We start from the raw sequence: 21,425 nt of genomic DNA, 5'->3' as shown, positions 1-21,425 counted from the left end.
TACGGCGGACAACGCTGCGACCCCTGATCGCGGATAAATCCGCTCCTACAAACGCGGGCCTGAGGCGGGAAAGAAGATTGCGCCGCATCGTGGGAGGGGCTTTAGCCGCGACCAGGCCAAGCGCGCTGGCAAGCGCAACGAACACCTCATCCCTGTAGGAGCGGCTTCAGCCGCGATACGGCGAACAACGCTGCAAAACCTGATCGCGGATAAATCCGCTCCTACAAACGCGGGCCTGAGGTGGGAAAGAAGACCGCACCGAATCGTGGGAGAGGCTTTAGCCGCGACCTGAGCAAACGCGCTGCCTGCAAGCGCAACGAACATCCCATCCCTGTAGGAGTGGCTTCAGCCGCGATACGGCGGACAACGCTGCACACCCTGATCGCGGATAAATCCGCTCCTACAAACGCGGGCCTGAGGCGGGAAGGAAGACTGCGCCGAATCGTGGGAGGAGCTTTCGCCGCGACTTGAGCAAGCGCAACTGAAGCCTTCCAACACCTGCCGCTTATTCGCCGCCGACGGCGAAGTTAGGCAGGCTGTTGACCGGCTGACGGAAGCTGAAGGGAATGGATTCGACCGCAAGGCCGACGTTGCGCTGCACCACGAAATGCAGGTGCGGGCCGGTACTGTTGCCGGTGTTGCCGGAGCGAGCCAGCAGGCTGCCAGTCTCCACGCGCTGGCCTTCGCGGACGCTGACCGAGCCCTTCATCAGGTGCAGGTAGACGCCCATGGTGCCGTCGTCATGCAGGATGCGAACGAAGTTGCCGGCCGGGTTGTTGCCGCGTCCGCTTTGCTGGTTCTCGGTTTTCACCACCACGCCGGCGCGCGCAGCGACGATCGGGGTGCCTTCGGGCATGGCGATATCCACCGCGTAGCGGCCCTTGGCGGTGAAGTGACTGTAGGTGCCGTTGGCGCCCTGGGTCTGGCGGAAGGGGCCGCCGCGCCAGGGCAGCGGATAACGATGGATGCTCGGTTGCAGGCGTGGGTCGCCGAGGGCGTAACGCAACCTGGGCTTGTAGCGCAGTGGCTTGGAGGAGTCCTGCGCGGTGAGGGTCGCCAGGCGGATATTGCTGCGCGGCGGCAACACCCAGCGAATCGGTTTTTCCGGCGCGCCGATGGCGTTCTGTACCTGTTCGAGCTTCAGCTCGATTTCCACCGGGGCATAGAGGTCGTTACGCACCAGCAGGGTTTCGCCGGCTTCGTGCTTCTTGGTTTCCAGCTTCACCTGATTGTCCAGGCGCTCGACCATGCGGTCGTTGAAGACGAACACCTGCGCACCAGGTGCGGCCTGGTCGCTATAGGTCACCACGCCGTTCTTGTCGACGTACTTGTAGATGGTCAACGCAGCGGCCTGGCCGCAAACGGCCAGCAGACTGCAGAGAATGATGAAACGCCCTAGCATAACGACTCGGATCTTATGGCTTTTTGATATCCGGGTTAGGAAGACTAGCAGCGCAGCACGGCACATGCGAGGTACCGGCCGTCAGGCTGTGAACCGGCTCACCGTCACCGGTCGGTCCACGCCAGGTTTCCTGAACGCTGGTAGAGCGCAAGGCGCCGCCATCAGGCGCCGGGGCTGAAATGCTTTTGCGCGGTGCCGCGGGCGATCAGGCGTGACAGGTAGTCGAGCTTCTGCGGGTCGCGGTCGACGAAGCGGAAGGTCAGCTGCAGCCATTCGCTATCGGGTTTGGGCTCGAAGGCCGCCACCGCGTGCAGATAGCCGTTTAATCGCGCGGTTTCCGCCGCTTCGCCCTGCTCCAGATCGAGCACCGCGCTTTCCAGCACTTGCGGTAGCGGTTCACCGCGCCTGACCACCAGCAGCGCCTCCTTGAGGCTCAGCGCCTTGATCACGCAGGCGGTGCTGCCACTCGGTAGACGCAACTGGCCCTGACCACGACCGGCCGGCGCCTTGCTTGCAGCAGCCGGCGCCGGTGCGGCGCTGGCGGCAGGCGCAGGCGTCGGAGCACTGGGTTTGACCACCTCGGCCTTGCCGCCGGTGAGCGCGGCCAGCGAATCGTTGGCGAAACCGCCGGAGCTGAGCATCTTCGGGGGGGCGCTGGCGACCAGCGCCTGCAGCTTGCCGGCACGGCTCAGGGCCTTCTTCACCTTGGTCACCAACTGCTCGTTGGAGAAGGGCTTGCCGATGTAGTCGGAGACGCCGGCCTGGATCGCCTGCACCACGTTTTCCTTGTCACCACGACTGGTGACCATGATGAAGGGCGTGGTTTTCAGGCTGTCCTGCTCGCGGCACCAGGTCAGCAGTTCGAGGCCGGACATCTCTGGCATTTCCCAGTCGCAGAGAATCAGATCGACCACCTGACGGCTCAACATCTGCTGGGCCTTGCGGCCATTGATCGCTTCCTCGATCTGTACGCCGGGGAAGTGATCACGCAGCCCTTTCTTGACCAGATCACGGATAAAGGTCGCGTCATCCACCACCAGCACACTAACTTTGCTCATCGGCCACTCCTGTACGAATGGCACTAAGCATAGTCACGGCCACTGGCCTAAGGCCAACGGAAAACGTCGGACGTACAACAAATCGCGCAAACGAAACGGCCCGGGAAAGCCCGGGCCGTTGGCATACAGCAGGCGTCAGTCCCTGGACTTGCCTTCGACCTCTTCACGCATGCGGGTCAGGCCGATGTGGCGAACGTCGGTGCCACGCACCAAGTAGATCACCAGTTCGGCGATGTTGCGTGCGTGATCGCCGATGCGCTCCAGCGAGCGCAGCGCCCAGATCACGTTGAGTACGCGGGAGATCGAACGCGGATCTTCCATCATGTAGGTGACCAGTTCGCGCAGCGCGGTCTTGTATTCACGGTCGACGGTCTTATCATGCTGGGCGACCGCCAGGGCCAGGTCGGCATCGAACCGGGCAAAGGCGTCGAGGGCGTCCTGCACCATCTTGCGCACCTGGTCACCGATGTGGCGGATTTCCACGTAGCCCTTCGGCGCCTCGCCTTCCTCGCTGAGGAGGATGGCGCGCTTGGCGATCTTGGTCGACTCGTCGCCGATGCGCTCGAGGTCGATTACCGACTTGGAGATGCTGATGATCAGGCGCAGGTCGGAGGCCGCCGGCTGGCGACGGGCGAGGATGCGCACGCATTCCTCGTCGATGTTGCGCTCCATCTGGTTGATCTGGTCATCGATCTCGCGCACCTGCTGGGCCAGGCCGGAGTCGGCCTCGATCAGCGCGGTGACGGCGTCGTTGACCTGCTTTTCCACCAGGCCGCCCATGGCCAGCAGATGGCTGCGCACTTCTTCCAGTTCGGCGTTGAACTGCTGGGAGATGTGCTGAGTAAGGTTGTCTTTGTTGATCATGTTTCGCTCCGCGAAAGCTGCCAGCTTGGGTGACCATGGTGCGCGCCGCGCACCCTACTGGTTGTTAAGGGATGGGCTTTGGCAGAGGGTGCTGGGCAAGGAGGCGGAACGCAGACAGTACAGGTAGTACGGCAAGTTCCGCCGACGCAGTCCAGCGCCCTCTGACATGGCCATCAGCCGTAACGACCGGTGATGTAGTCTTCAGTCTGCTTCTTGGCCGGGTTGGTGAACAGGGTGTCGGTGTCACCGAACTCGATCAGCTTGCCCATGTACATGAACGCGGTGTAGTCGGAAACGCGCGCCGCCTGTTGCATGTTGTGGGTGACGATGACGATGGTGTACTTGCTCTTGAGCTCGTAGATCAGCTCTTCGACCTTCAGCGTGGAGATCGGGTCGAGTGCCGAGCAGGGTTCGTCGAGCAGCAGCACTTCCGGCTGCACCGCCACGGTACGGGCGATCACCAGACGTTGCTGCTGACCACCGGACAGGCCCAGCGCCGAATCGTGCAGACGGTCCTTGACCTCGTCCCACAGCGCCGCGCTCTTGAGCGCCCATTCCACCGCCTCGTCGAGCACGCGCTTGCTGTTGATGCCCTGGATGCGCAGGCCATACACCACGTTCTCGTAGATGCTCTTGGGGAAGGGGTTGGGCTTCTGGAACACCATGCCGACGCGGCGACGCAGCTCGGCCACATCCTCGCCCTTGCGGTAGATGTCGCGGCCATCGATGTTGATCTCGCCTTCCACGCGGCAACCGTCGACCAGGTCGTTCATGCGGTTGAAGGTACGCAGCAGGGTCGACTTGCCGCAGCCGGACGGGCCGATGAAGGCGGTCACGCGCTGCTTGGGAATCTCCATCTTGACGTCGAACAGCGCCTGTTTCTGGCCGTAGTACAGGTTCAGACCCGGCACTTCGATGGCTGTGGTCTCGTTGGCCAGGCTCAGGCTCTGCTTGTCGCGGCCGAGGGCGGCCAGATCGATACCGTGGGTATGGGCTTCGTGTTGCATAAACTCACTCCGTTCGTAGCTACAAGCTGCAAGCTGCGCACCGGCGGTGCGCGACTCGTAGCTGCGTTAGTGATCCAGCGCCTTGTACTTCTCGCGCAGGTGGTTACGGATATAGACCGCGGTCAGGTTGAGCAGGGCGATGACGATCACCAGCAGCAGCGCAGTGGCATAGACCAGCGGGCGTGCGGCCTCGACGTTGGGGCTCTGGAAGCCGACGTCGTAGATGTGGAAGCCCAGGTGCATGATCTTCTGATCCAGGTGCAGGTAAGGGTAGTTGCCGTTGAGCGGCAGGGTCGGTGCCAGTTTCACCACACCCACCAGCATCAGCGGTGCCACCTCGCCAGCGGCACGTGCCACGGCGAGAATCAGACCGGTCATCATCGCCGGGCTGGCCATCGGAATCACCACCTTCCACAGCGTCTCGGCCTTGGTCGCACCAAGCGCCAGCGAACCTTCGCGCACGGCACGCGGGATACGCGCCAGGCCTTCCTCGGTGGCGACGATGACCACCGGCAGGGTGAGGATCGCCAGGGTCAGCGAGGCCCACATCAGGCCCGGCGTACCGAAGGTCGGCGCAGGTGCTGACTCGGGGAAGAACAGGCGGTCGATCGAGCCGCCCAGCACGTAGACGAAGAAGCCCAGGCCAAATACGCCGTAGACGATCGACGGCACGCCGGCCAGATTGTTCACCGCGATGCGAATGACCCGGGTCAGTGCACCCTGGTGCGCATATTCACGCAGGTATACCGCAGCGATCACGCCGAATGGGGTAACGATCACCGCCATCAGCATGACCATCAGCACGGTGCCGAAGATCGCCGGGAAGATCCCGCCTTCAGTGTTGGCTTCACGCGGCTCGTCGCTGACGAACTCCCACAGTTTCATGCCGTAGAAGCCGAGCTTGTCGACGATGCTCATGGCGTTCGGGCGGTAGGCGCGAACGATCTTGCCCAGGGCGATCTCGGTCTGGCGACCGTCGCTGGCCGTCAGGGTCACGCTGTCACGATTGATCTGCTGGGTCAGCGCCACCATGCGTTCTTCGAGCACCTTGTACTCTTCGTTCAACGCATCGCGGCGGGCATCCATGCTGGCCTGCGCGACAGCGTCCAGCTTGCCCTGCAGCTGCAGCTTGCGACCCTCGAGACGAATACGCTCGAGGCCGTGGTTGATGCGGCCGATGTCACGCTTCTCCAGACGTACCAGTTGCGCATGCAGGCCGTCGACGCGGTCCAGGCGCTCCTGCAACGCCGGCCAGGCGGCGTCGCCCTCGGCCACGACCTGGCCACTTTCCTTGACGTTGACCAGGTTGCCGTAGAAGTTGCCCCATTCGCGGCGCTCCAGCACGGTGACGTTGGCCGGCGTGCGCGTGTTGCTCAGCCACTCGCCCACCACCCAGGTGAAGTCGGCTCCGAACAGCTCGCGGTTACCCACTTTGAGCAGCTCACGGGTCATGAACTCCCCGCCTGCCTCGGCGACCGGCAAGCCGGCCGCGGCCAGACGAGCGCGCGGCACTTCCTCGGCCTGGACCACCTCACCCAGGATCACACGGGCTTCCTGCCCCGGCACCTGATAGTCGGCCTCGATGATATCCGCCGGCCAGAAGTGCCCCAGACCGCGCGTGGCGATCACCGCCAGCAGGCCGAGGGTCATGATGATGGCGATGGCTACAGCCCCGCCGCTCATCCAAACGCCCGGAGCGCCGCTCTTGTACCAGGATTTCAGGTTGTTCTGTTTCACGGACATATACCTTCCAAAACCTTAGAGCGACGAATACTTGGTGCGCAGGCGCTGACGGATCAGCTCGGCCAGGGTGTTCATCACGAAGGTGAACAGCAGCAACACCAGCGCCGCCAGGAACAGCACGCGGTAGTGGGTGCCGCCGACTTCCGACTCGGGCATTTCCACGGCGACGTTGGCCGCCAGGGTGCGCATGCCTTCGAAGATGTTGACGTCCATGATCGGCGTGTTGCCGGTGGCCATCAGCACGATCATGGTCTCGCCGACGGCACGACCCATACCGATCATCAGCGCCGAGAAGATGCCGGGGCTGGCGGTGAGGATCACCACGCGGGTCAGGGTCTGCCAGGGCGTCGCGCCGAGCGCCAGCGAGCCGAAGGTCAGGCTCTTGGGTACGCTGAACACGGCGTCTTCGGCGATCGAGTAGATGTTCGGGATCACCGCGAAGCCCATCGCCAGGCCAACTACCAGGGCGTTACGCTGGTCGAAGGGAATGCCCAGGTCGTTGGACAGCCACAGGCGCATGTTGCCGCCGAACAGCCAGTTTTCCAGATGACCGCTGATGGCGATGGAGAACCAGCCCACGGCGATCACCACCGGAATCAGCAGCGCAGCTTCCCAGCCTTCGGGCACGCGGTGGCGCACCGACTCGGGCAGCTTGGTCCACAGGAAGCCGAACGCCAGGATGCCTACAGGCGTCAGCAACAACAGGCTGAAGATTCCGGGTAAGTGGTTCTCCAGGAACGGCGCGAGGAACAGACCGGCGAAGAAACCGAGAATCACCGTCGGCAGCGCCTCCATCAGCTCGATCACCGGCTTGACCTTGGTGCGCATGCGCGGCGCCATGAAGTAAGCGGTGTAGATCGCCGCTGCCACGGCCAGCGGCGCAGCCAGCAGCATGGCGTAGAAGGCCGCCTTGAGGGTACCGAAGGCCAGCGGCGAGAGGCTCAGCTTGGCTTCAAAGTCAGTGTTGGCGGACGTCGACTGCCAGACGTAGTCAGGCTCCGGATAGCTCTCGTACCAGACCTTGCCCCACAGCGAGCTCCAGGAAATCTCCGGGTGCGGGTTGTCGACCACGAAGCGCTGCAGCTTGCCATCGGACTCCACCAACACACGGGTGGCACGCGGCGACAGGGCGGCAATGGCCTTGCCCTCGGCAACCTGCTCTTTGAGCAGGGTACGGTGCGCGGTGCTGTGGAAGATGCCAAGCAGGCCGCTTTCGTCGAGCGCCATGAAGCCCTTGCGGCGCTCTTCGGGAAGAATCTGGGTGACCGCGCTGCTGCCCAGCTGGAAGCTGCGGATCGACTGGAAGGTGGATTTGCCGTCCTTGTCACGCACCATGAACCACTGCTGAATGCCGCCCTTGGCATCGCCGATCATGATCGAGATACCGCCCAGCAGGCTGGTGGCGGTGGTGACCCGATTGGACGAGTCGTTGAGCAGCTCGTAGTGGCCGTTCAGACTGCGCTTGCGCAGGTCGAAGACATCGGCGTTGGAGTCGCCGTTGAGGACGTACAGCCACAGCTGGCGCGGGTCGAGGATCAACTGATTGATCGGCGCACCGATCTGCGGCAGGTCGATGCGTTCCTCGCTGACGCTCACTTCACCGGTGAACAGGTTTTCCTCGCGACCGAGGCTGATCAGGTGCAATTCGGTTCCGGTGGAACCGGCCAGCATCAGCGTGCCGCTATTGAGGTTCAGTGCCACATGCTCGAGCGGGCGGCCCTGCGGATCGACCTCGATCGGCGTCTCACCGTAGGGATAGTCGATCCTCGGTGCGATGGTGCGCACGTTGTCCGGGTAGGTGATCTTGTAGTTGTGCTGGATGACCAGCGCCTGGCCATTGCTCAGGCCCAATGCGACGCGGCGACTGCCCGGCTGGTCCTGCGCCACAGAGGCGACGCTGACGCCTGCCGGCAACGGCAGCTGTACGCGCTGCAGCGCTTCGCCACTCTTAAGATCGAAGAACTGCGCCGCACCGCTGGCGTCCAGGCGCATGGCCACCTGGTTCTGCTCCTCGATAGCCAGCATCAGCGGCGCCGGAGCATCCGCCAGCCAGGCCGGCTGCTGCGCCTTGCGGGCATCGAGTTCGGCGCCCTGGAACATGGGCAGCACCACATGCGCCAGGTAGAAGAAGATCAGGGTGATCGCACCGAGCACGGCCAGGCCGCCGACCGAGACGTACCAGCGCGCCATGCGGTCCTTGAGGGCACGCAGGCGACGCTTGCGTTGCAGGGCGGGGGTGTTGAAATCGATCCCCAGCGGGTTCTGTGAGCGATTCACGGATTCGTTTGCCAAGTCATTCATGCGAGAAGTCTCTGCGCGGGCTCAAGTGCAGCGCATAGGGCTGTCCAGGCTTGTCAATCTAGCGAGCTTGTATGACAGAAAGGTTACAGTCGCCTGACATGACGAAGCCCACCACTCACAAGGAGTGGCGGGCAGTGCCGACCGTCAGATGAAAATCAGTTGGCCGACATCGTCAGGCTCTGAAATTACAGGCCCAGCTCCTTCATGGTCTTCTCGACCACTTTGGACGGCAGCGGGATGTAACCATCCTTGACCACCACTTCCTGACCCTGCTTGGACAGCACCAGCTTGACGAACTCGGCGTCCAGCGGGCTCAGCGGCTGGTTCGGCGCCTTGTTCAGGTAAACGTAGAAGAAGCGAGCCAGCGGGTACTTGCCGGACAGCGCGTTGGTTTCGTTGGCTTCTTCGACCTGACCGTTCTTGTCGACCAGCGGCACGGCGCGAACGCTGGAGGTCTTGTAGCCGATACCCGAGTAACCGATGGCGTTCAGGGTGCTGGAGATCGACTGCACCACGGAAGCCGAACCCGGCTGCTCGTTGACGTTGGAGCGGAAGTCGCCTTTGCACAGCGCTTCTTCCTTGAAGTAACCGTAGGTACCGGATACCGAGTTACGGCCGAACAGCTGGATCGGCTTGCTCGCCCACTCGCCGGTCAGACCAACGTCACCCCAGGTTTTCAGGTCCTTGTCTTCACCGCACAGACGAGTGCTGGAGAAGATCGCATCGACCTGATGCATGGTCAGCGACTTGACCGGGTTGTCCTTGTGCACGAATACCGCCAGGGCATCGATGGCTACCGGAACGGCGGTCGGCTTGTAGCCGTACTTCTCTTCGAAAGCCTGGATTTCGCTGTCCTTCATCGGACGGCTCATCGGGCCCATGTTGGCGGTGCCTTCGGTCAGCGCGGGTGGCGCGGTGGAAGAACCGGCGGCCTGGATCTGGATGTTGACGTTGGGGTAGTTCTTCTTGAACTCTTCTGCCCACAGGGTCATCAGGTTGGCCAGCGAGTCGGAACCAACGCTGGACAGGTTGCCCGATACGCCGGAAGTCTTTTCATAGGCTGGCAGAGCCGGGTCGACGGCGGCTACAGCAGATACGGCGCTTACGCCAGCGGCGGCGAAAGTCAGGGCCGCCATCAAACGCTTCAGTTTCATGCCTTGCTCCTAGCAGGATAGTGTTGGATGGAACGGGCCCAAGTATCTGCAGGCCACGTGAACACTCTATGAAACGAATGTGACAGTTAAATGAACGTGGGCGACTTTCGGTTGCGGCAGCGAAAATACGCTTTGGATACCCAATAAAAAGCCCCCGCACGCATCGCGTGCAGGGGCTCGGAACAGCGCAGCAGCTATTACTGCATGTTCTGCTTCAGCGCGCGCATGCGGTCATGGCAGGCACGCACCTTGGGCATCTCCACTGCCAGCAGCGCACGGACATCACTGTCCGAATCCTCCAGGGCATCCTCGAAGGCGTGCAGGATGCGGTCCTCGGCTTCCTCCAGCTGGGCGACGTAGGTGGCATCTTCATCCTTGGCCAGCGTGGCGCGGGTATCGGCATACATCTGGCGCATCTTGCCCAGCATGGTGCCACCGGACGCCGGCTCGCTCTGGTTGGCCGCGACCTTGACGCTGAGGGCGTCGATCACTTCGGTCTTGGCTCGCACCATGTCACGGAACAGCGCCTGCAGGCGGATGTCCTTGACCTCTTCGTGAGCGTGCTCGTAGAAACGCTTGCCGTCACGGGTGATTTCGATCAGTTCATTGAGTTGTGCGGTCTTGCTGCTCATGGAATGACTCCTTGGCGATGGGACTTGCGGATTGCGGCCGCCTAAGCGGCCACGATGATTGAATTCAGCTGCTGATGCGCAGGGCGTCGGCATCGACTCCCCGTACACCGCGAATGTTGCGGGCGATCTCGACCGCCAGACGCTTCTCGGCACTGCTCAGCACGCTGCCGCGCAGGCTGACCAGGCCGTCGTCGGTGTTCACCGAGATGTTCAGCGCATCCAGGTTGCGGCTATAGAGGAAGCTGGCCTTGACCTTGCTGGTGATCCAGCCGTCGCTGATGTTCTCGCGCGCCTCGTCGAGGGAGGTCTGCACTTCGCTGCTGGTGCTGTCAGCGGTGCTGATGCTGAGGTGGTTGAACACCTCGCGCACACCATCGGTATTGGCCGCCAGCTGGCCTGCCAGCTCCTTGGCCGCCGGGGTTTGGGCATGGCCACTGAGGGTGATGTTGCCGGTCTCGCTCTTGACCTGAATATCCAGGCCGCGGGTATTGCTGTTCCACAGCAGCTTGGACTTCACCGTGGCCGCCAGGCTGGCGTCTTCCAGACGCTGGACCAGACCCGGGGGATTGCCTTCGGCTGATTCACCGACAACCTCGATGCGATTGTCCACCGCGTCGATGCCCTCTATGCTCAGCGCCACCTGTTCGGCCAGGTCCTTCTGGACTTCGCTTTCGACCTTGCCGCTGAGGGTGGCCTCGCCATCCTCCACAGCGATGTCGAGCTTGAACGGGTTGAGGTGACGGTTGAGGGCGAAGGCGGTCCAGATAGAGCCTTCCTGGCGTGCAGCCTCGAGCTGCGATGACAGCTGGCCTTCGGCAGCGTGGCTGGCCAGCGGTGTCAGCCCGAGCATCAGCGCGGTACCGGCGGCCAGTAACAAGGGTTTGAACGGGGGCATTGCGTCACTCCTGTTCGTGAGACGATGTGAAGGAATATCGCAAGCCCCGTGCCAGCCGATAGACACAAATAAAATCCATTAAAAACAAACACTTAAAAAAATTAAAGGCATCCTGCCTGCATGCAGGGTGCAGTATTGACGCAGTCAGGCCGTGCAACTTGCATGGTTTTTACCTGACTAAGCTGCATTGACCAGTCAGACGGAGCACATACATGGCAGTTTCAGAGCAGACCAGCGGACGAATTCTGCTGGTGGACGACGAAGCGGCAATCCTGCGGACCTTCCGCTACTGCCTGGAAGACGAAGGCTATGACGTTGCCGGCGCCAGCAGTGCGGCGCAGGCCGAAGCGCTGCTGCATCGTCAGGTGTTCGACCTGTGCTTCCTTGACCTGCGCCTGGGTGAGGACAACGGCCTGGACCTGCTGGCGCAGATGCGTATTCAGGCGCCATGGATGCGCGTGGTCATCGTCACCGCGCACTCGGCGGTGGATACCGCGGTCGACGCGATTCAAGCCGGCGCCGCCGATTACCTGGTCAAACCCTGCACCCCGGATCAACTGCGCCTGGCTGCGGCCAAGCAGCTCGAAGTACGCACCCTGGCCGCACGCCTGGAAGCCCTGGAAGGCGAGGTACGCAAGGTCAAGGACGGGCTCGACTCGAACAGCCCGGCGATGATGGCGATTCTGGAAACCGCGCGTCAGGTCGCCGCCACCGACGCCAATATCCTCATCCTCGGCGAATCCGGTACCGGCAAGGGTGAGCTGTCCCGCGCCATCCACGGCTGGAGCCGCCGTGCCAAACGCACCTGCGTGACCATCAACTGCCCGTCGCTGACGGCCGAGCTGATGGAAAGCGAGCTGTTCGGCCATGCCCGCGGCTCCTTCACCGGCGCCAGCGAGAGCACCCAGGGCCGCGTCAGCCAGGCCGATGGCGGCACCCTGTTCCTCGACGAGATCGGTGACTTCCCGCTGGCCCTGCAACCCAAGCTGCTGCGCTTCATTCAGGACAAGGAATACGAGCGCGTTGGCGACCCGGTGACCCGCCGCGCCGACGTACGCATCGTCGCCGCTACCAACCTGGACCTCGACGAGATGGTGCGTGAGGGGCGCTTCCGCGAAGACCTGCTGTACCGCCTCAATGTCATCACTCTCAAGCTGCCGCCGCTACGCGAGCGTCACGAGGACGTGATGTCCCTGGCCGAGCGCTTCCTCGTCCGCTTCGTCCGTGACTACGGCCGCCCTGCCTGCGGTTTCAGCGCCGAGGCCTGTGCCGCCCTGCAGGCCTATCACTGGCCAGGCAACATCCGCGAACTGCGTAACGTCATCGAACGCGCCAGCATCATCTGCCAGAGCGAGACCGTGGAGGTCAGCCACCTCGGCCTTGGCGGCAGCAGCGAGGCGCCCAACAGCGCCGTGCGGGTCGGCGCAGCGATGAGCCTCGAAGAGCTGGAGAAGGCACATATCGCCGCCGTGCTGGCCAGCAGCAGCACCCTCGACATGGCGGCCAAGACGCTGGGTATCGATACCTCGACCCTGTACCGCAAACGCAAGCAGTACAACCTCTGACCACGGGATCTCCATGAAGCTGTCGATGAAGCTTCGCACGCGACTGTTCCTTAGCATCTCCGCGCTGATCACCGTGGCGCTGCTGGGCCTGCTACTCGGCCTGTTCAGCGTGACGCAGATGGCGCGCAGCCAGAGTGAACTGATCCAGCGCGGCTTCGATGCCGTACAGATCGGCCAGCGGCTGCGCCAGCACCTCGGCGACGAACTGATCGTGCTGCTCGACAAGCAGCCTGATCCACAGCGCCTCGAGACTGCCCGCCAGTCGTTCCGCGCCACGCTCGAGGCAGCAATCGACTCCGACCTCGGCCCCGACTACGCTCAAGGCCTGGAACGCGCCGCGACGCTTTACGACGAGATGGAAGAGGCGGCCAGCAACGGCTCCCCACCTGGCGAGACGCCCTACGGCCTGGGTACCTACAAACCCTTTACCGAAGCCTTCCAGCGCCTGCGCGACCACCTGCTGGGGCAGCAGGATCAGGTCGTGGCGTGGGTCATCGCCGCCGAGAGCAAGGCTGGCGAACGCTCCCAGCTGATCGTCGGGCTGCTGGTGCTGACCGGCCTGGCAGTGCTGGCGATCGGTGTGCTCACCGCCCATGGCATCGCGCGCCGCTTCGGCACACCGATCGACATGCTGGCGCGTGCCGCCGACCAGATCGGCCAAGGCCGATACGACGTAGTGCTACCGGTCTCGCCAGTGCTCGAACTGGCCGTGCTGAGCCGCCGCTTCGGTCTGATGACCGAAGCCCTGCGCAAATACCATTCGAGCAACCTCAACCAGTTGCTCAGCAGCGAGGGCCGCCTGAAGGCGGTGCTCGACAGCATCGACGATGGCCTGATCATCCTCGATGCTGCAGGCCACATCGAACACGCCAACCCGGTGGCGTTGCGCCAGCTGTCTCAAGACTCCGATATCCAGGGCCAGCCGATTGGCCAGCTGCTACCTGAGCACTCAGTGGACAAGGCACTGCATCAGGTGCTGGCAGGCGAACTGCTGCAGGAGCCACCGGCCGACCTGCAGATCGAACGTGACGGTGAAACCCGAGTGCTGGCCTGGGCCCTGACACCGGTGCAGGTGCGCGAGGGTGGCAGCCTGGGCGCCGTCATGGTGCTGCGAGACGTGACCAAGCAGCGCGCCTTCGAGCGCGTGCGCAGCGAATTCATCCTGCGTGCCTCCCATGAGCTGCGCACACCCATCACCGGCATGCACATGGCCTTCAGCCTGCTGCGCGAGCGCATCACCCTGCCATCGGGCGGGCGCGAGCAGGAGCTGATGCGCACGGTCGACGAGGAGATGCATCGCCTGGTGCGAATGATCGACGACCTGCTCAACTTCTCGCGCTACCAGAACGGCGTACAGACCTTGCAGCGCCGCCCCTGCGACCTCGGCGAGCTGCTTCAACAGATGCCTCTGCGCTTTGCCGAAAAAGCCGCAGAACGGGACGTGACACTGCTCTGCGACATCCAGCAACCGCTGCCGCACCTCAGCCTCGACAGCGCACAGCTGGAACGGCTGCTGACCAACCTGACCGACAATGCGCTGCGCTACAGCAATCCGGGTGACACGGTTCGCCTGCAGGTACGCCGCCATGACGAGCAGGTGATCGTCAGCGTGCAGGATCAGGGCGAAGGCATCCCGTTCGAGCAGCAGGCGCGGATCTTCGAGCCCTTCGTTCAGGTCGGCCGGCGCAAGGGTGGTGTCGGCCTGGGCCTGGCCCTGGCGCGGGAGATCGCGCAACTGCATGGCGGTAAGCTCAGCGTGCATTCACGTCCAGGTGAAGGCGCCACCTTCTACTTCAGTCTGCCGGTGTGAAGGTCACACCGCGCGAGCCAACGAAACCCGGACAATAAAAAACGCCGCGATCTTCGCGGCGTTCTTATCTTCGGGGGCAGCCCTGTGGCGCAGGCTCAGCGCAATACCGGGTCGAACTTGATGCGCCGACCGGCCATCAGTGCACCCAGAAAACCCAGGCCGAAAATAACGCTAGCGCCCTTGAGCAACATGGCGACCCCCTCTTCCAGACCCGGGCTCAACCACAGCACGGCGAGGCTCGACGAGGTCATGATCAACAACAGGATGGCACTTCTGGACATGGCGAGACTCCTTGTCGGTCAGAACACCCAGCGCGGGGTGTTGTTGGCAGGGCGCGGCTCACGGCTGGCGGGCACAGCGCCGCCATCATCGGAAATACGCAGCCACTGAGCGTCGTCACCGATGGCACCGACCGCCCGGGTCGGCTGGGAGCGCTGCGCCATGTCGCCTTGCTGGCGCACTGCGACACGCGACTCCCACACCGGCGAGTTGGAAATGGTGAACTCAGCGGTCTTGGCGCTGGCGCCAGCCGAACCCGTGAAATCCTTGGCGTAAGCCCCGTTGACCAGCAATGCAGCGACGCAAAACAGGCTCAGTCGGACGACGTTGTTCATGACGCTTCTCCATCAGCAGGTCAGTCGGGGACTTACATGACTGATACTGCAGCGCTCATGCCAACATCCTTATTCGGATAAAATCCTTATAAATCAAACACTTAAACCAATGTCAAATCGCCTTCCCCATGCACTTTGCAAGATGCATGAATTCAGGTGCGTGCAATTTGCACGATCAACCGTGCAGCGGCAGCACGACGCAGAAACAGGAACCCTCGCCGAGGCGACTGCTCAGCTCGATACGGCCCTCATGTGCCTGGACAATCTGCTCGCTGATGAACAGGCCGAGGCCCAGGCCCTGAGCGACGCTGTTGCCGGAAACGCGCTCGAACTGCTCGAACACCCGCTGCTGATCAGCTTCGGAAATGCCCAGGCCCTGATCGCGGACCTCGGCACGTGCTGTGTCGCCGTCCACCCACACGCGCACCGACACCGGCTTACCGCCGCCGTAGCGCAGGGCGTTGGTCAGCAGGTTGGCCAACACCTGCTCGATACGGAATTCGTCCATCATCACCGGCGCCGGACCGTCGACCTGCAGTTCGATACGGCTGCCGTTATGCGCGAACTGCGACATCAGACTCTCCACCACATTGCCGGCCAGTACACCAAGATCACCCGGCTCAGGGCGCACGGAGAGCTTGCCGGTACGAATGCGCGAGACATCCAGCATGTCGTCGATCAGACGGCTCAGGCTACGAATCTGCCGCTCGTCACGGGCCACCATGTCCAGCAGCTTGTCCGGGGTGAAGGCCTCCATGCGGCCCTGTTCCAGGCGCAGCCTGCGCAGCTGCACGTCGAGGATCAGACCGTTGAGTGGCGTGCGCAGCTCATGCGAGGCGATGGACATGAACACGTCGCGCATCTGCACTGCCTTTTGCAGTTCGCCCTGCGTCTCGCGCAACTCGACGAGCAACGCCTCCTGCTCACGACGCGCCGCCTCGACCACCTCCAGCTGCAGGCTCAGCGCCTTGCGATGGCGGTACAGCTCGACGAACATCGCCACCTTGCTGCGCACCTCGAAGGGCGACAGCGGCTTGTGCAGGAAATCCACCGCGCCGCTTTCGTAGCCACGGAAGGCGTAGTCCATGTCGCGGCCCACGGCGCTGACGAAGATGATCGGAATGTGTTTGGTCTTCTCCGTGCCGCGCATCAGCTCGGCCAGTTCGAAGCCGTTCATGCCCGGCATCTTCACGTCGAGAATGGCCAGGGCGAACTCGTGTTCGAGCAACAGCGACAGCGCTTCGTCGGCGCTGCTGGCCTGGAAGATGATGCGATCCTCGGTCTGGATCAGCGAGCTCAGGGCCAGCAGGTTTTCCGGCAGATCGTCGACGATCAGCACCTTGGCATCAATCTTCCTCAGCATGGCAGGGCATCCAGTTCGGCCAGTAGCAGGCGCATGGCATTGATAGGCAGGAGAAAATCCGGTTTCAGCAGCGCCAGGGCTGCATTGGGCATGGTGGGCACCTGCGCGTCGGCTGGGTCCTGCACCAGGGTCAGGCCACCGGCCTGTTTGATCGCCAGCAGACCGGCCGCGCCATCCTCGTTGGCACCGGTGAGCAAGGCCGCGGCCAGCTGCGCGCCATAGGCATCGGCAGCGGACTCGAAAAGAATGTCGATGGATGGCCGCGAGAAATGCCGTGGCTCCTCGCGGCTGAGGGAGAAGCTGCGATCGGTCTCGATGGACAGGTGGTAGCCGGCCGGCGCCACGTAAACCCAACCTGGACGCAGGTATTCCTTGTCCTCGGCCTCCTTGGCGGGCAAGGTCAGGCGCCGTTCGAGCAGATCGGCGAGCAGGCTGTCATTGCGATCCGGTTGATGCAGCAGGCAGACCACCGGTAGCCGGTAGTCCAGCGGCAGGTCCTCGAGCAGGGTCAGCAGCGCCTCGACGCCACCGGCCGACGCACCGATCAGCAACGCCTGCAGGGGAGCCCGAACCTGACCGCGCAGGTTGATCGATTGGCGGCTCATCGTTTGCGGAAAATCCGTTCGGGGCGCGATACCGCTTCGAACTGCCGGGCATAGGCGGAAAAATCCAGGCTTTCCTTGCTGCCCAGGCCGAGGAAGCCGCGATGGCACAGGGAATCGTGAAACAGGCCCAGCGCACGATCCTGCAGATCGCGATTGAAGTAGATCAGCACGTTGCGGCACGACACCAGGTGGGTTTCGGCGAACACGCTGTCAGTGGCCAGGCTGTGATCGGCGAAGGTCACATTGGCCCGCAGCGACTTGTCGAACAGCACCCGGTCGTAGGCCGCCGAATAGTAGTCGGAGAACGCTCGCTTGCCACCGGAGAGCTGGTAGTTCTGGGTGTAGGTACGCAGTTGGTCGAGCGCGAAGATGCCCTGTTCGGCCTTCTCCAGCGAATGCGGATTGATGTCGGTGGCATAGATCATGGTGCGTTCGAGCAAGCCTTCCTCGTGCAGCAGGATGGCCAGGGAATACACCTCTTCGCCGGTGCTGCAGCCAGCCACCCAGACCTTCAGCGACGGGTAGGTGTGCAGCAGCGGCACCACCTGCTCGCGCAGGGCCAGGAAGTATTCGGGGTCGCGAAACATCTCGCTGACCGGAATGGTGAGGTACTGCAAGAGCTGCATGAACGCCTGCGGCTCGTGCAGGATGCGCTCCTGCAATGCCGAGATGGTCGCGCAATCGAGCTGAGCCTGCGCCTGGCTCACGCGGCGCTTGAGCGAGGCTTTCGAGTAATCGCGAAAGTCGTAGCTGTAACGCAGGTAAATCGCCTCGATCAGCAGGCGCAGCTCGATTTCGTCAGGCATCAGAGACGCTCCAGCTTGGGCATCCACACACGAATCAGAGAGAACAGACGATCCAGATCGATGGGTTTGGCCAGGTAGTCGTTGGCGCCGACTTCACGGCAACGCTCCTGGTCATCTTTCATCGCCTTGGCCGTCACCGCAATGATCGGCAGGTTCTTCCAGCGCGGCTCCAGACGAATCAGCCGAGTGGCTTCGTAGCCGTCCATCTCCGGCATCATCACGTCCATCAGCACCAGGTCGATGTCTTCGCACTCCTTGAGTTTGGCCAGAGCTTCGTGGCCGTTGCGGGCGACTTCGACCGTGGCGCCCTTCTGCTCCAGCGCGCTGGCCAGGGCGAAGATGTTGCGCACGTCATCGTCCACCAACAGCAGGCGGCGACCTTCGAACAGTTTGTCGCGGCTGCGCGCGGTCTTGAGCATTTTCTGGTGCTCGCTGGACAGCTCGGCCTCGACCTTGTGCAGGAACAGGGTCACCTCATCCAGCAGGCGCTCCGGCGAGCGCGCGCCCTTGATGATGATCGAGCGCGAGTACTTGAGCAGCTCGGCCTCTTCGTCACGGGTCAGGTTGCGCCCGGTGTAGACGATCACCGGCGGGAAGGAGCAGATGTCCTCCTCGGCCATGCGCCGCAGCAGTTCGTTGCCCTGCATGTCGGGCAGCTTGAGGTCGATGATCATGCAGTCGAACACGGTGTCGCGCAGTTTCTCCAGTGCTTCGCCGGCCAGCGCAACAGCGGTGATCTCGATGTCTTCGTCGCCGATCAGGCGGGCAACGCTGTCACGCTGCAGCGGATCGTCCTCGACCAGCAGCACGCGTTTGACCTGCTGGTTGAGCTTGGCCTCGAGCTTGCCGAAGACCTCCTTGAGCTGATCACGGCTGGTGGGCTTGAGCGCGTAACCGACCGCCCCCAGGTGCAACGCGGCCTCGCTCTGGTCCTCGACCGAGACCACATGAACCGGGATGTGGCGAGTCTGCGCATCGTCTTTCAGACGTTGCAGCACACCGAGGCCGGAGCCATCGGGCAGGCGCATGTCGAGCAGGATGGCGTCCGGGCGGTACTGCCGCGCCAGCTCCAGGCCCTCGTCGGCGCACGTGCCGACCAGGCAGGCGTAACCCAGTTCGTGCGCTAGGTCGAAGAGAATGCGGGCGAAGCGCACTTCGTCCTCCACCACCAGCACGCGGCGCCCACCGCGCTCACTCAGGTGCTCGCGATCATCGGCGAATGATGCCCGCTGCCTTGGCATCGGCGGCGGCACAACGGCGGCTGCAGGCGCAGCGGGTAGCGTCGCCTGCATGGCTGCGACAGGGGCAGCCGCCGGCCTACTCACGCCGATCTCAGGCATGCGTTCCGGCAGCAGCAAGGTGAAGGTACTGCCCTCGCCCGGCACGCTGCTGACGGTGATGGAGCCGCCGAGCAGCCCGGCCAGGTCTCGCGAGATGGACAGACCAAGGCCCGTGCCGCCATAGCGGCGATTGGTGGTGCCATCAGCCTGGCGGAAGGCATCGAAGATCGCCTGCTGCTGATCTGCAGCGATACCGATACCGGTGTCACGCACGGCGAATGCCAGATAATGATCGTCATGGCGCGACACGCTGAGGGTCACGCCGCCACGATCGGTGAACTTGAAGGCGTTGGACAGCAGGTTGCGCAGAACCTGCTCGGCGCGCTGACGGTCGGTGAACAACACCTGCGGCAGCTGGTCTTGCTGCTCGATCTCGAAACTCAGGCTGCGCTCGCCAGCCAGCGGCATGAACACATCGCGCAGGCCTTCGAGCATGTTGCCCAGCGGCGTGCGCTCGGGCCGCACTTCGAGCTTGCCGGCCTCGACCTTGGCGATGTCGAGAATATCGTTGATCAGGTTGAGCAGGTCGTTGCCGGCCGAGTAGATCGACTCGGCGAACTTCACCTGTTCGTCGTTGAGGTTGCCATTGGCGTTTTCCGCCAGCAGCTTGGCCAGGATCAGCGAACTGTTGAGCGGCGTGCGCAGCTCATGGCTCATGTTGGCGAGGAACTCGGACTTGTAGCGACTGGCGCGCTGCAACTCCTCGGCACGCTCCTCCAGCTGCGCCTGGATGCGACCGAGGGTGGTATTGCGCTGATCCAGCTCGTCGCGCTGGTCGGCGAGGACCTGGGCCTGCTCGGAGAGCTTCTCGTTGGTCTGCTCCAGCTCGGCCTGCTGGGTCTCCAGGTGAGCCTGGGACTCCTTGAGCACGCGGGCCTGCTGCTCCAGTTCCTCGTTGGCGGCGCGCAGTTCCTCCTGCTGGGTCTGCAATTCCTCGTTGAGCTGCTGGGTTTCATCCAGCACCTCCTGCAGGCGCTGGCGATAACGCGCAGCCTCCAGGGCCGTGCCGACACTGCTGGTGATGGCTTCGAGAAACTCGCGCTCGCGCGGCTCCAGTGCACGCATGAACGCCAGCTCGACCACGCCGTTGACGCTATTTTCGAACTGCAGCGGCGCCAGCGCGACGCTGACGGGCTGGCCTTCACCCAGGCTCGAGGCGACCTTGATGTAATCCGCAGGCAAGTTGTCCAAACAGACCAGACGACGACTACGGGCGGCTTGTCCGATCAGGCCCTCACCGCGATAGAAGTGCTCCTTGAGGCTGGCGTCCTCGCTGAAGCCGTAGCCGGCAACGCGCTTCAAGTCGCCGGTGCTGGCATCGCGCAGATACAGGGCCGCGACCATGCAATCGAGGTACTCGGCAAAGAACTCCAGCGTGCGGTCGGCCAGCTCCTGTACCTGCGGCTGGCCCAGCAGGCGCTCCGCCAACAGCGTCTGGCCACCACCGAGCCAGGCGCGGCGCTGCTGCTCATCGGCATACTCGGTCTGCCTGGCCATTGCCCGCGAATAGGTCTGCGAAAGGTTCAGCAGCTCACGGCGTCCGAACAGCGCCAGCAACGCACTGAACAGGATGCTGACCACCAGATAGATGCCAGCCCCCCAGAGCGTGGTGCTGCTTACTTCAGCATTACGCTGCTGGCGCAATTCACGCTCGCTGTTGATGAAGGTATCGAGTTCCCGGCGCATGCCATCGGTGAGATTCTTGCCACGGCCACGCCCTACATCCGCCATGAAGTTGCCGCCCTCGCGGCGGCTGCCAATGACTTCCTGAGCGTACAGATCCCACTGCTCCTGCATGGCCAGCAAGCGCTCGAGACGCTGCACCTGCGGAGGGTTGTCAGACACCAAGTCGACGAGTTGCTCGGTCTGCGGTCGGAACTTCCCCCGCGCCTGCTCATAGGGTGCGAGGTACGCCTCTTCACCGCTGAGCAGGAAACCACGCATGCCGGTCTCCATATCCAGCGTCAGCTTGTAAATCTCGCTGGCCCGATTGAGCACCTGGTCGGAGTGTTCGACCCAGCGGATCGCCGTGAGCAGGTAGCCGATCAGCACCGCGAAGAACAACGCGCCAACCAGGCCAAGGCCAAGCGGCAGGCCTACGTTGCGATTGAGAATTCGGCGAAAACCCATCTCGTCCATTGCGGACTCATTCGACATTGGGACGTCCATTCGATGATTGTCTCGCTTCTTCTTGTCTATCCGGGGAAGGCGTATGGCACACTGACCGCGCGCATTCAGCGAAGTTTGCCAAACATTTGCGCATTCT

17 protein-coding genes are annotated in these 21,425 nt (G+C 63.1%); 2 read left to right on the top strand and 15 right to left on the bottom strand.

The annotated features are described in order from the left end of the window. Nucleotides 1-505: 505 nt before the first annotated feature. From PCLY_RS09195 to PCLY_RS09155, 9 genes are all read right to left on the bottom strand, one after another. Entirely contained in the window at nt 506-1,402 is an 897-nt protein-coding gene (locus PCLY_RS09195) for a peptidoglycan DD-metalloendopeptidase family protein (RefSeq protein ID WP_061238986.1), read from the bottom strand. A gap of 161 nt (nt 1,403-1,563) precedes the next feature. Beyond that, complete coding sequence (locus PCLY_RS09190) at nt 1,564-2,460, bottom strand: response regulator (RefSeq protein ID WP_061238985.1); 897 nt, start codon at nt 2,458-2,460, stop codon at nt 1,564-1,566. Between the two features lie 135 nt (nt 2,461-2,595). Next, nucleotides 2,596-3,324, bottom strand: coding sequence for a phosphate signaling complex protein PhoU (phoU, locus tag PCLY_RS09185; protein ID WP_061238984.1), 729 nt, complete (start codon nt 3,322-3,324; stop codon nt 2,596-2,598). Nucleotides 3,325-3,497: 173 nt separating this feature from the next. Further along, entirely contained in the window at nt 3,498-4,331 is an 834-nt protein-coding gene (gene pstB, locus PCLY_RS09180; protein ID WP_061238983.1) for a phosphate ABC transporter ATP-binding protein PstB, read from the bottom strand. Between the two features lie 66 nt (nt 4,332-4,397). Further along, a complete protein-coding gene (pstA, locus tag PCLY_RS09175; RefSeq protein WP_061239001.1) occupies nt 4,398-6,068 on the bottom strand; it encodes a phosphate ABC transporter permease PstA in 1,671 nt (556 codons plus the stop codon). A 21-nt stretch (nt 6,069-6,089) separates the two neighbouring features. Next, on the bottom strand, nt 6,090-8,375 hold the full coding sequence (locus tag PCLY_RS09170; protein ID WP_061238982.1) for an ABC transporter permease subunit: 2,286 nt from the start codon (nt 8,373-8,375) through the stop codon (nt 6,090-6,092). A gap of 185 nt (nt 8,376-8,560) precedes the next feature. Continuing rightward, on the bottom strand, nt 8,561-9,529 hold the full coding sequence (locus PCLY_RS09165) for a PstS family phosphate ABC transporter substrate-binding protein (RefSeq protein ID WP_061238981.1): 969 nt from the start codon (nt 9,527-9,529) through the stop codon (nt 8,561-8,563). Nucleotides 9,530-9,726: 197 nt separating this feature from the next. After that, nucleotides 9,727-10,161 carry a PA2169 family four-helix-bundle protein gene (locus PCLY_RS09160; protein ID WP_061238980.1) on the bottom strand — a complete coding sequence of 145 codons (435 nt, stop codon included), beginning with the start codon at nt 10,159-10,161 and terminating at the stop codon, nt 9,727-9,729. Nucleotides 10,162-10,225: 64 nt separating this feature from the next. Then, nucleotides 10,226-11,056: a BON domain-containing protein gene (locus PCLY_RS09155; protein ID WP_061238979.1), complete on the bottom strand. Its 831-nt coding sequence runs from the start codon at nt 11,054-11,056 to the stop codon at nt 10,226-10,228. A gap of 212 nt (nt 11,057-11,268) precedes the next feature. Here PCLY_RS09155 and algB point away from each other — a divergent pair, with 212 nt between their 5' ends. Continuing rightward, nucleotides 11,269-12,621 carry a sigma-54-dependent response regulator transcription factor AlgB gene (algB, locus tag PCLY_RS09150; protein ID WP_061238978.1) on the top strand — a complete coding sequence of 451 codons (1,353 nt, stop codon included), beginning with the start codon at nt 11,269-11,271 and terminating at the stop codon, nt 12,619-12,621. A gap of 13 nt (nt 12,622-12,634) precedes the next feature. Then, nucleotides 12,635-14,431 carry an ATP-binding protein gene (locus PCLY_RS09145; RefSeq protein WP_061238977.1) on the top strand — a complete coding sequence of 599 codons (1,797 nt, stop codon included), beginning with the start codon at nt 12,635-12,637 and terminating at the stop codon, nt 14,429-14,431. Between the two features lie 95 nt (nt 14,432-14,526). On the opposite strand, the gene PCLY_RS09140 is transcribed toward PCLY_RS09145, so the two are convergent. The 6 genes from PCLY_RS09140 to PCLY_RS09115 all read right to left on the bottom strand — a co-directional run bounded on the left by PCLY_RS09140 (nt 14,527) and on the right by PCLY_RS09115 (nt 21,316). Continuing rightward, nucleotides 14,527-14,712, bottom strand: a complete 186-nt coding sequence (locus PCLY_RS09140; RefSeq protein ID WP_061238976.1) for a PA3371 family protein — start codon at nt 14,710-14,712, stop codon at nt 14,527-14,529. A gap of 18 nt (nt 14,713-14,730) precedes the next feature. Continuing rightward, on the bottom strand, nt 14,731-15,045 hold the full coding sequence (locus PCLY_RS09135; protein ID WP_061238975.1) for a hypothetical protein: 315 nt from the start codon (nt 15,043-15,045) through the stop codon (nt 14,731-14,733). Nucleotides 15,046-15,220: 175 nt separating this feature from the next. Further along, nucleotides 15,221-16,408, bottom strand: a complete 1,188-nt coding sequence (locus PCLY_RS09130; protein ID WP_061238974.1) for a hybrid sensor histidine kinase/response regulator — start codon at nt 16,406-16,408, stop codon at nt 15,221-15,223. Then, nucleotides 16,402-17,013, bottom strand: a complete 612-nt coding sequence (locus PCLY_RS09125; protein ID WP_061238973.1) for a chemotaxis protein CheB — start codon at nt 17,011-17,013, stop codon at nt 16,402-16,404. The genes PCLY_RS09130 and PCLY_RS09125 overlap by 7 nt, the downstream gene beginning before the upstream one ends. Beyond that, on the bottom strand, nt 17,010-17,819 hold the full coding sequence (locus PCLY_RS09120; RefSeq protein WP_061238972.1) for a CheR family methyltransferase: 810 nt from the start codon (nt 17,817-17,819) through the stop codon (nt 17,010-17,012). Before PCLY_RS09120 ends, PCLY_RS09125 begins: the two co-directional genes overlap by 4 nt. Next, nucleotides 17,819-21,316, bottom strand: a complete 3,498-nt coding sequence (locus tag PCLY_RS09115) for a response regulator (protein WP_061238971.1) — start codon at nt 21,314-21,316, stop codon at nt 17,819-17,821. Before PCLY_RS09115 ends, PCLY_RS09120 begins: the two co-directional genes overlap by 1 nt. Nucleotides 21,317-21,425 lie beyond the last annotated feature (109 nt).

Source organism: Ectopseudomonas composti (assembly GCF_001567565.1).
In the GTDB taxonomy this organism is placed as follows: Bacteria; Pseudomonadota; Gammaproteobacteria; order Pseudomonadales; family Pseudomonadaceae; genus Aquipseudomonas; species Aquipseudomonas composti_A.
This window is presented reverse-complemented; position numbering and strand designations above follow the sequence as displayed.